The organism is Pseudomonas sp. NPDC087690 (assembly GCF_044743175.1).
GTDB lineage: Bacteria > Pseudomonadota > Gammaproteobacteria > Pseudomonadales > Pseudomonadaceae > Aquipseudomonas.
This window is the reverse complement of sequence record NZ_JBIUVX010000084.1, coordinates 1-5205: the sequence shown is the minus strand read 5'-3', so window position 1 is coordinate 5205 and position 5205 is coordinate 1. Positions and strand designations below refer to the sequence as shown.

The 5205-nt window shown below is 54.1% G+C and carries 6 protein-coding genes and 4 tRNA genes; 6 read left to right on the top strand and 4 right to left on the bottom strand.

The window, feature by feature from the left end:
• Positions 1–60: 60 nt before the first annotated feature.
• The 3 genes from ACIPIZ_RS29210 (at position 61) to ACIPIZ_RS29200 (ending at position 434) form a co-directional block, all read left to right on the top strand.
• Positions 61–137: transfer RNA gene (locus ACIPIZ_RS29210), tRNA-Arg, on the top strand.
• 71 nt (positions 138–208) lie between these two features.
• Positions 209–285: transfer RNA gene (locus ACIPIZ_RS29205), tRNA-Arg, on the top strand.
• Between the two features lie 72 nt (positions 286–357).
• Positions 358–434 (top strand) — tRNA-Arg (locus tag ACIPIZ_RS29200).
• Positions 435–453: 19 nt separating this feature from the next.
• Here ACIPIZ_RS29200 and ACIPIZ_RS29195 read toward each other — a convergent pair.
• The gene (locus ACIPIZ_RS29195) at positions 454–972 is read right to left on the bottom strand and encodes a cell envelope protein SmpA (RefSeq protein WP_253482245.1); all 519 of its coding nucleotides are present in this window, start codon (positions 970–972) and stop codon (positions 454–456) included.
• Between the two features lie 321 nt (positions 973–1293).
• Between ACIPIZ_RS29195 and mgtE the strand changes: the two genes are divergently transcribed.
• Positions 1294–2736, top strand: coding sequence for a magnesium transporter (mgtE, locus tag ACIPIZ_RS29190; RefSeq protein WP_034153320.1), 1443 nt, complete (start codon positions 1294–1296; stop codon positions 2734–2736).
• A gap of 114 nt (positions 2737–2850) precedes the next feature.
• On the opposite strand, the gene ACIPIZ_RS29185 is transcribed toward mgtE, so the two are convergent.
• Positions 2851–3177 (bottom strand): Arc family DNA-binding protein, encoded by a 327-nt coding sequence (locus tag ACIPIZ_RS29185; RefSeq protein ID WP_401168963.1) that lies wholly within the window; start codon positions 3175–3177, stop codon positions 2851–2853.
• 388 nt (positions 3178–3565) lie between these two features.
• Between ACIPIZ_RS29185 and phnN the strand changes: the two genes are divergently transcribed.
• Positions 3566–4135: a phosphonate metabolism protein/1,5-bisphosphokinase (PRPP-forming) PhnN gene (phnN, locus tag ACIPIZ_RS29180; RefSeq protein WP_064387575.1), complete on the top strand. Its 570-nt coding sequence runs from the start codon at positions 3566–3568 to the stop codon at positions 4133–4135.
• Here the strand turns inward: phnN and ACIPIZ_RS29175 are convergent.
• Together ACIPIZ_RS29175 and ACIPIZ_RS29170 are read right to left on the bottom strand one after the other, a co-directional pair.
• Positions 4110–4289 carry a PA3371 family protein gene (locus ACIPIZ_RS29175; protein WP_064387574.1) on the bottom strand — a complete coding sequence of 60 codons (180 nt, stop codon included), beginning with the start codon at positions 4287–4289 and terminating at the stop codon, positions 4110–4112. The two genes, phnN and ACIPIZ_RS29175, sit on opposite strands and share 26 nt — an antisense overlap.
• A gap of 20 nt (positions 4290–4309) precedes the next feature.
• Entirely contained in the window at positions 4310–4546 is a 237-nt protein-coding gene (locus ACIPIZ_RS29170; RefSeq protein WP_064387573.1) for a hypothetical protein, read from the bottom strand.
• Between the two features lie 295 nt (positions 4547–4841).
• Between ACIPIZ_RS29170 and ACIPIZ_RS29165 the strand changes: the two genes are divergently transcribed.
• Positions 4842–4918, top strand: a tRNA-Arg gene (locus tag ACIPIZ_RS29165).
• Positions 4919–5205: the final 287 nt, after the last annotated feature.

Genomic DNA, 5205 nt, shown 5'->3' with positions numbered 1-5205 from the left:
AATTAATAGAAAAAGTGGTTGGAATAGAGATTAGACGGGCTATAATGCGGCGCAACAAATGCACTCGTAGCTCAGCTGGATAGAGTACTCGGCTACGAACCGAGCGGTCACAGGTTCGAATCCTGTCGAGTGCACCATTTAAGAGTTAGTTGCAGCAATGTAAATGACTCGGCTTCAACCAGGTGTGGTCTGGTCTAAAAACACAAATGCACTCGTAGCTCAGCTGGATAGAGTACTCGGCTACGAACCGAGCGGTCACAGGTTCGAATCCTGTCGAGTGCACCATTTAAGAGTTAATTGCAGTAATGCAAATAACTTGGCTTTACCCAGTTGTGGTCTGGGCTAAAAACACAAAATGCACTCGTAGCTCAGCTGGATAGAGTACTCGGCTACGAACCGAGCGGTCACAGGTTCGAATCCTGTCGAGTGCACCATATACCGAAAAGCCCGCGTTTAACGCGGGCTTTTTGCTGTCCGGGATTTGGCTTTTTCCTTCACGCATCCCCTCTCATCAAAATCTATTTGAGCACTACGGCCTCGCTTGAGGTCGTATCGATAGCTCGTCGTCGATGTTCGAATATTCACCTTGTCCGGTTTGCCTAGCGCGCTTTCGACGTCTTTCTGGCTCATGCCGGCAATGATGCGTCGATTGATGATTGCTTCGCGACGTTGTCTGGCGTTAATCAGATCTCCGCATTTGTCTTGAGTGTGGCCAACGATGCCCGGTCCTCGGCCTGCGGCTGTCATGCCGGAGGTTTGTTCATGGTTGTGCTCTGGCATCACGGCCACAACTGATCCGGGCGAGTAGGGGTGGACTTCCTGTGCGGAGCGCCGTTCGCCTTGTGCGCAGCTCATCGAGGTGAAGGTGATGCTGCCATCGGCGGCTTCGCAGCGATGAAGGGTGAGGGCGGCCCCGGTCGGCGACAGGCAGAGCAGGCTGGTGAGTACAAGGTGGGATGGTTTCAATGGCATTCGATGTCCTCCATGACGATCTGCGCTCAAGGGTAGTCGCTACATTTTCGAGTGCTGGTGTGTTTTCTTTTCAGGATGAGTCGTCGCATGTGCAGGGATCAGGACAGTGCTCAGGTTTGTTTCGCAAGCACTTGTTTCGGCCGAGATTTTTTAACGTTTAAAACCGTCAGGCGGTGTATCATTGCGCCCGTCAGCCCCGCCGGGGCTTATGGAAAACCTCCATGGACTTACCCAGTAGTTACTCAGTAAACAGTTTCACCAATCATGAATTGACTGATTGATCCTTCCGGCGTGCCCCGCTGCTGGGAGTGGAGTTCGCCTATGTCTGAAATCGAAGTAAAGAAAACACAGGAAAGCCTGCAGGATCGCCTGGCTCAAGTCGTCGAGCTGCTGCAGCGTCAACGGGTCGTCGAAGACCTGACTCATCGCCAGGAAGGCGCGCATCACGACCGGGTTGAAAACCTGGTTCACCGGCAGAACCTTGTCGAGCTGCAACGCAAGCTCGATGATCTGCACTCCGCTGACGTCGCCTACATCCTTGAAGCCTTGCCGCTGGATGATCGTCTTACGCTCTGGCAATTGGTCAAGGCCGATCGCGACGGCGACATTCTTCTTGAGGTATCCGACTCCGTTCGTGAAACGCTGATCGCCGACATGGATGATCACGAGCTCCTGGCTGCGGCCAAGGACATGGACGCCGACGAACTTGCTGACCTTGCTTCCGAGCTGCCGCGAGACGTCGTCCATGAGCTGATGGAGAGTCTGGATAACCAGCAGCGCGAGCGCGTGCGTTCGGCTCTGTCCTATGACGAGGAGCAGGTTGGCGCACTGATGGACTTCGAGATGGTCACCATCCGCGAAGATGTCAGTCTCGAAGTGGTACTGCGTTACTTGCGTCGCCTCAAGGAGCTTCCGGGCCATACTGACAAACTGTTCGTGGTGGATTACGACGGTGTGCTCAAAGGTGTGCTGCCGATCAAGCGTCTGCTGGTCAATGATCCGGACAAGCAGGTTGCCGAAGTCATGGCGAGCGACCCGGTGAGTTTCCACCCGGACGAAGATGCCTATGACGCCGCTCAGGCGTTCGAACGTTATGACTTGATCTCGGCCCCGGTGGTCGACAAGAACGGCAAGTTGATTGGCCGTTTGACCATCGACGAAATGGTCGACCTGATTCGTGAAGAGAGTGAGAGCGAAGTTCTCAACATGGCCGGTCTGCGTGAAGAGGAAGACATCTTCGCCTCGGTCTGGAAGTCTTTACGCAACCGTTGGGCATGGCTGGCGGTCAACCTGATCACTGCGTTCGTCGCCTCTCGAGTGATCGGCCTGTTCGAAGGCTCGATCGAGAAACTGGTAGCGCTCGCAGCACTGATGCCGATCGTGGCCGGTATTGGTGGTAACTCCGGTAACCAGACGATCACCATGATTGTTCGCGCCATGGCGCTCGACCAGGTCAGCACCGGCAATACTTCGCGCCTGATGCGCAAGGAACTGGCGGTAGGCCTGATCAATGGCCTGGTCTGGGGTGGTGTAATTGGTGTGGTTGCTTATCTGCTCTACGGCAGTTGGTCGTTGGGCGTGGTAATGACAGCGGCTATGACGCTCAATTTGCTGCTGGCGGCGTTGATGGGAGTATTGATCCCGATGACCCTGGCGAAAATGGGGCGCGACCCGGCCATGGGGGCGAGTGTGATGATTACTGCGATGACCGACAGTGGCGGCTTCTTCATCTTCCTCGGGCTGGCGACGATCTTCCTGCTCTGATCCGCTGCATCGAAAAAGCCCGCCTATATGGCGGGCTTTTTCTTGTCTGTGAAAACTCAAAATCCGCGCAAAAAAAAGCCAGCGGTTAAGCTGGCTTGACGTGTTCGGTGTGGCTCAGGACGCGTCTGCTGCCATTTCGGCATCGTGTGCGATCAAGGATACCAAAGCGTTCTGTTGGCGGTGAGACAGTTGGCGGAATCGTTGCAACAGCTCGCGCTCATGCAGCGACAGCTCCGGGCTGTCCAGGCGCATGCTCAGCTCTTCGCCCAGTGCACCTTCCTGAATAAGACTCTGCTCAAGGCGCGCAATGATCTCGGAGTTCATGCTGCGATGATGATTGCGAGCCACCTCGGCATTGCGTTCACGCATTCCGTCTGGCAGACGTACGACGAACTTGTCAGCCGTACGGCTGGAATAAATTGCCTGTTTCAATGGGCGCATATATTTAACCGGTTAGTTCAGGGGAGCGGTTCTCGGGATTGGCCGCAGGATGTGTGGTAGGACAAGCATCCGCGCCAAATGGTTCAACCTGAATTGTTAAGAGGCCGGCATCATGCCTCAAAATTGCCAGATCATTGGCGTCAATTCTGTGACAAATATTGAGCCGGGTAAAGGCGTAATGCCAGCACCAATCATCAGAAATGCGGACTGGTTTGAAAACTTTGCCTTGGTCTGCATCGCTGTATGCCTCCTGGTGGCCATCAGTTGATGTCTGAAGACGTGAAGGCGTGCATGCTATATGGCTTTCTATCCTTGTTCCCTGTCTGTGAAGGATAGTGGCAAATTGCCGATTTACTAGTGGCTACGTTGTTGTGGAGGCGTTTTCAGGATGGGTGGCAAGCTTATTTATCTGATGGGTCCATCCGGATCAGGGAAAGACAGCCTGATTGAAGCCGCGCGCGAACGGCTGCGAGCAATGGGGTGCGAGGTAATGCGGCGAGTCATTACGCGATCAGCTGAATCGGTGGGTGAAGATGCGGTTGGTGTAACGCCGGAGGAGTTCGAGCGACGTGCGCACGAGGGGGGCTTTTCCCTGGCATGGCACGCGAACGGTCTTGCATATGGGATCCCGGCCGAAATGGATCGGATTTTGGCAGCGGGGCACCATGTGTTGGTTAACGGCTCGCGCGCTAATCTGCGGCAAGCGATGAGCCGTTACCCTGAGCTGGTGCCGGTACTGCTTACGGTAAGTGACGAGGTTTTACGTAAGCGGCTGCTAAGGCGTGGGAGAGAGTCGCTTGAGCAGGTTGAGGCCCGACTTGCCCGTAACTCTTTATTTAAAGACCGCAGGTCAAGTGACGGGCCGGTACATATGATCGATAACTCAGGTGAGCTGGCGGGGGCGGTGAACCAGTTGCTTGACCTTATCCGGCTCAGCGCAGGACTGGATCAAACTTGATCTTGCGTCCGGCAACCAACGCCAGGACAAACAGCATCGAAAATACTCCGCAGACAATCAGGGGCAGGGTGACTGTGGTTTCCTCGAAAAGCGAAAAATGCATAGCGCCACTCAAAAAGGCGAGGATCAGAAATCCTGCGGCTGATTTGGACATGCTGTACTCCTGAAGATAATTCAAAAAACCAGACGTTCTGTAGGTTGGATTGGCAAAGCCTGTTCGGAGGCGCTGACGATCCTTGGGACAAGGTTGCTGTTATCGCTCAGCACTGCCAGTTGGGGCTGCTTCTGCACTTGCAGGTAATGCGGCATGCGCTGGGCTATCGATTCCGGGGCGGTGCTAGCGGGGATAGAGTGAAAACTCAGCAAAACCGCTAGTGCTGTCGCATTTGCAAGCAAGAGGGTGGTGTTCATGGGGCCGCGCTCCGATTGTTCTTCTATAGAACAGGCAAAGCAGTCGTCATGCCAATAGTCTAATCGCTGGCAAGTCCTTTAAAAACAAGGATATGAGAGACTTGATAGAATTGCTTGGGTTGCAATCTGCAATGATGGCTTTTTGGTGGGAGTGCAAAATGCACGGTAAATCTTCCCGCGACATGCCGGTGCGCATGCCTACACTTAATATGGCTACGGATGACATGACAAACCGGTACTTGGCCGTTAACATGCACGCCGTCCGTCGCGCTGCTTCTGCTTGCGACAATCGCGTGTCTCAGTAGCTCAATTGGATAGAGCATCCCCCTCCTAAGGGGAAGGTTGGCAGTTCGAACCTGCCCTGGGACACCATCTATTGTTTGAATCCCCTTCTATTAGTAGTGCCCGCCAGTATTTTGGTCCTCTTCTCGTGTTCTTGCTGCTTGACGTTCTTGGGCGCGGATGCGGTGATGGTGGGTTCCAGTGTCTGCCGGATGCTCCTCTTGGTTTCGGCTCGATTTCAGGCGTTCTGTCTATATGACGGCATGACGGCAGTTTTTCCGGCGTTTCGATAGAAAATTGAAATTAACGGTTGACGGCAGATTTGAGATGTCTATAATTCGCCCCACTTCCGGCGCAGTCGAAACGGAAAACTCCTT

What these genes read in the sequence shown, in the direction of transcription:
- ACIPIZ_RS29195 (WP_253482245.1), bottom strand. Translation starts at nt 972, where the DNA reads ATGCCATTGAAACCATCCCACCTTGTACTCACCAGCCTGCTCTGCCTG.
- mgtE (WP_034153320.1), top strand. Translation starts at nt 1,294, where the DNA reads ATGTCTGAAATCGAAGTAAAGAAAACACAGGAAAGCCTGCAGGATCGC.
- ACIPIZ_RS29185 (WP_401168963.1), bottom strand. Translation starts at nt 3,177, where the DNA reads ATGCGCCCATTGAAACAGGCAATTTATTCCAGCCGTACGGCTGACAAG.
- phnN (WP_064387575.1), top strand. Translation starts at nt 3,566, where the DNA reads ATGGGTGGCAAGCTTATTTATCTGATGGGTCCATCCGGATCAGGGAAA.
- ACIPIZ_RS29175 (WP_064387574.1), bottom strand. Translation starts at nt 4,289, where the DNA reads ATGTCCAAATCAGCCGCAGGATTTCTGATCCTCGCCTTTTTGAGTGGC.
- ACIPIZ_RS29170 (WP_064387573.1), bottom strand. Translation starts at nt 4,546, where the DNA reads ATGAACACCACCCTCTTGCTTGCAAATGCGACAGCACTAGCGGTTTTG.